Consider the following 3,476-nt stretch of genomic DNA (forward strand, 5'->3'; position numbering starts at 1 on the left):
CGATCCTGACCGTCATCACAGCGCTAGAGGTTGCGACTTACTACATTGACATCGGCAGCATGCTTGTCTGGGTGCTGCTGATCCTGTCAGCGCTGAAGTTCGGTATCGTCATCGGGTATTACATGCACCTGAAGTTCGATAACCGCCTCTTCACCTTCCTGTTCTTGTTTGGGGTCGTGACGGCGCTCTGTATCGTCGTCGCATTCCTGGCCTTGTTTGATCGCCTCTGGTAGTGACACAGTTACGCGGGGAGAGCTCTTTTCTCCCCGCGTTTCTGTTCGTCACGTATACACGTCCTCCTGAGCGGCAGCTCGCCGGACGTCCTTCATGGTGATGTGCGAATGCTCCTGCCTGTCCTCGCCGCAACTACCCCGTTCTCTTTCTGGAGTTGGTCGTTTGATCCTGGAGTCATCTTCGGGGTCTACATCGCCGGCTGGCTGTATTACCGGGCGATCGGGTCGCGCAGGACGCGATGGTTCTCCGCATCTGCGCCGGTCGAGCGTCGCCAGATCATCTGCTTCTACTCCGGACTGGCAGCGGTTGTCCTTGCACTGATCTCACCACTCGGCGTGCTCGCCGACGATTACCTCCTGACTGCGCACATGATCCAGCACCTGCTCATCACGATCGTCGTGCCGGTGCTGATCTATGCCGGAATCCCCGGCTGGATGTATGAGCCGGCGCGGCGGAGAGTGCGTGTCTGGCGTGTCTGGCGCTTGCTGACACATCCACTCATCTCGTTCTTCCTGTTTCAGATCCCTTTCTCGCTCGCTCACGCGCCGATCTTTTATGACCTGACGTTGCGCTATCAGCCGGTTCATATTGCTGAACACATGTGGTTCCTCGCCAGTTCATTTCTGATCTGGTGGCCGATCATGGCCCCATCGCGGGAAGATGGAAAGCTACCGCCGATCCTCGCGGTGGTCTTCCTGTTCTTCCAGACGATTCCCGGTCAGCTCGTTGGCGCCCTGATTACGATGGCCGATACTCCGCTCTATGACGAGTACGCCAGGGCCGTGCGGACCTTTGGCATGTCGGTCATGTCAGACCAGCAGGCCGGTGGCCTGATTATGTGGATCGGCACCGGCACGCTCTATCTCGGGGCGCTGACCTATATCTTCTTCCGCTGGGTCAGAGAATCCGAAGCCAGCGAGCGCTTCGTCGGCTCGGCCCAAAGCAGCACGAGCAAGTCCCCGCCGATCCGTTCGTAGGGCCAGGCCCCGGCGTGATCGCCGCCGTGACGCGCCACTCTGCGTTCTGGATGATGACGTGCGGCACGGACGGCCCTGCGTTGGCGCGCCGAACAGCATCCGCGGACATCTGCACGTCAGCCACGGCGCCATCCCCGTAATGCAGGAGCGTATGCGACACGCCTCTGCATTTTGGGGGCGCGCGGTGGGCAATACGCCAAGGTCGCCGTCATCCGACGCGGGATGGTCGCCTCACGGCGAGGACAGGCCGGGTCCTGTCCGTACGAACGATTTGCGCGACTGGTCACTCGGCGGCGCTCTGCACATTCGGCGGCGAGGCGGGCCGTCGTGGGTGGTCGTGAGTCGTTATACTTTGTCTGTGTGACGATGGTGTGTTGGCACTGATGGGTGCCGGCAACCATCCGGGTATGGCTAACCCGATCATCCCGATTTCGATCAACCCGACGATCCGCGTGACTCTCAGAATATGTGGGGAGAGTCTGGTGTCAGAACCGCTCCAGGTCCTGCTGCCGTTGCTCGTGAGCGTCGCCGGGACAGGACTCGTGGCAGGAGCCGGTGCGCTCCGCTCGCGGCTTGCTGCGCCGATTGCCGTTGCGACGGCAATGCTGGCGTTTATAACAACGCTGTTGTCCGAAACGACTTCGGCTGTTTCATATGGTTGGGCCCCTGCGTGGGGTCTGCAGTTGTCACTCTCGACCGATGGACTTGCGCGCCTGTACATGCTACTGGCGACAGGTGTCGGTCTGCTCGTGCTTGTCTATTCATCGGGCTATCTGCCGCTGCACCTGTTACACACAGGTTCGGTGCCGGAACGCGGCCCGCGGTTTTTTGCGCTCATCCTGCTGTTCATGACGGCGATGATGGGTCTGGTGATGTCGCAGGACATCATCCTGTTGATCCTGTTCTGGGATCTGACGGCGATCGCGTCCTATTTCCTGATTGGCTATGACCATCAGCGGCGCGATTCGCGCCGGGCTGCGCTGACCGCGCTGTTGATTACGGTGGCCAGCGCGATCTTCCTGATCGCGGCTGGTGCGTTGCTGATGAGCGAGCTCGGAACGGCCTCGATTCCAGAGATTCTCGAATTTGCTGAGCCCGGCGAGATGACGACCGTGATTGCGGTGATGATCGCGATTGCGGCGCTGGCGAAGAGTGCGCAGGTGCCGCTGCACTTCTGGCTACCGCGTGCGATGGCTGCACCGACGCCCGTGTCGGCCTACCTGCATTCTGCGGCCATGGTCGCGGCTGGAGTCTTCTTGCTGGCGCGCGTCTATCCGCTGCTGACGCTGAGCCCGGGCCTGATGAATAGCCTGATCGTCGTCGGGTTCGCATCGATGGCTGTCGGCGGCGTGATGGCGCTCGCGCAGCACGAGCTCAAGCGGATCCTCGCCTACTCGACGATCGGGCAGTACGGCTACGTGGTTGTGCTGCTCGGGCTCGGTAATGTGGCCGCCGCCGAGGTCTATGTCTTCGTCCATGCACTGATCAAGAGCGCGCTGTTTCTGACTGCCGGGTCTGTCGCCGAGGCGACTGGCGAGACGCGGCTGGAGCGGCTTGGCGGGCTGTGGAATCGGATGCCGTGGATCGCAGTCGGCAGCGGTCTGGCTGCGGCTGGCCTCGCCGCGTTGCCGCTGACCGGCGGCTTCTTCAAAGATGAAGTGTTCTTCGCCGGTGCCGCCGATCGAGGCGGCATCGTTCCGCTGTTGGCGGTGGCCGGTGCGGCGTTGACGTTCACCTACAGTTGGCGATTCTGGGGTGGCATCTTTGTCGGGCGGATGGTTACTGAACCGCGCCGCGTTCCGGTGGTCATGGTTGCGCCGATTGTCCTCCTCGGCGTGCTGGTGTTTGCCCTGGGAATCTTCCCCGGTGTTGCGGCTGAGATCGCCGAAGATGCCGCCGCAGCCAGCACGCGTGCGCCGCTGACGATGCACCTCGCCTATCACTTCAACCTGGAAGCGCCGAACGTTATGGCGATCGCAACCTGGGCGGTTGGCCTGGTGCTCGTCGCGACGTCTGCGCGCTGGGCGTTCATCCCCCGCCGCATCGCGCGCGCGAGTCGGCACGTTGGCCCGGATCGTATCGGTGCCTGGATCATCAGTGAGCTGAACAGTCTGTCGCGCCGGATGCACGCCTACGAGGTGCAGACACTCCAGCAGCGAATCGGCACGATCTTCGTCGCCGCCGCGATCGTTGTTGGTGTGACCATCCTCTTTGCGCCGCCGTGGCCCTCGTACCGCGTCGGCAGGTTTCCGATCGACGAATGGC

3 protein-coding genes are annotated in these 3,476 nt (G+C 62.1%); all 3 read left to right on the forward strand.

Annotated features, from left to right (window positions below; translation table 11 throughout):
- A partial coding sequence (locus M9890_15625) for a cytochrome C oxidase subunit IV family protein (GenBank protein ID MCO5178384.1) occupies positions 1–233 on the forward strand: 233 nt, incomplete at its 5' end.
- 108 nt (positions 234–341) lie between these two features.
- Positions 342–1,211, forward strand: coding sequence for a cytochrome c oxidase assembly protein (locus tag M9890_15630; protein ID MCO5178385.1), 870 nt, complete (start codon positions 342–344; stop codon positions 1,209–1,211).
- Between the two features lie 383 nt (positions 1,212–1,594).
- Positions 1,595–3,476, forward strand: a 1,882-nt coding sequence (locus M9890_15635) for an NADH-quinone oxidoreductase subunit L (GenBank protein ID MCO5178386.1), incomplete at its 3' end; no start/stop codon positions are given.

This window comes from Thermomicrobiales bacterium (assembly GCA_023954495.1).
Lineage (GTDB): Bacteria > Chloroflexota > Chloroflexia > Thermomicrobiales > CFX8 > JAMLIA01.